The organism is Bradyrhizobium sp. UFLA05-109, from assembly GCF_054185165.1.
The window spans coordinates 1-633 of sequence record NZ_JBBIAR010000170.1 but is presented as its reverse complement, the minus strand read 5'-3'; the positions used below and the strand labels follow the sequence as shown (position 1 = coordinate 633).

Here is a 633-nt window from a genome sequence, read left to right as displayed (position 1 = left end):
AGACTGTGATATTCATAAGGTCTCTCATAGAGGAGTCCACTCACATGAATCGCAAGAGCTTTCTTGTTGGTCTCCTGACCGCTGGTTGCTTCGTCGCAACGTCCACGCTCATGACGAGTCCCGGGAACGCGCAAACGGACCCAAAAGTCGCGAAGGCCATGACGATATTGAAGGCCGAGACGGCGAAATTGGGCGCGCCCAAGGCCGAGGGAACCGATAAGACAGCCGACAAGACGACCCCGGGCCTGTATTTTGGCTCAACCAAGGTGAACAACGACTTCACGATTGTCGACAAGGTCAAGGCTGAGGCCGGCGGCACGGCTACGCTTTTCGTAAAGTCTGGTGATGATTATGTCCGCGTATCCACCAACGTGCCCGGTAGCGTACAGGGCCGCGCGCTTGGGACCATCCTGGACCCTAAGGGAAAAGCGATAGTGAATGTCAACAAAGGTGAGGCTTTCTACGGCGAAGTCGACATCCTCGGCAAACCGTACGTGACCGGTTATGACCCGATCAAGGACGCATCGGGCAAGGTAATCGGCATCTGGTACGTCGGCTACGAAAAATAGGAATCGAATGCTCGACCCGCGTCGGCACGGTGGCCTTCATCGACTTCGGCGGCGCGCCGGCGAC

At 56.9% G+C, this 633-nt stretch carries 1 protein-coding gene; it reads left to right on the top strand.

Annotation, left to right across the window (positions count from 1 at the left end; genetic code table 11):
- A partial coding sequence (locus Q3C01_RS44880; RefSeq protein ID WP_458151750.1) for a Cache 3/Cache 2 fusion domain-containing protein occupies positions 1-569 on the top strand: 569 nt, incomplete at its 5' end.
- Between the last annotated feature and the right edge of the window lie 64 nt (positions 570-633).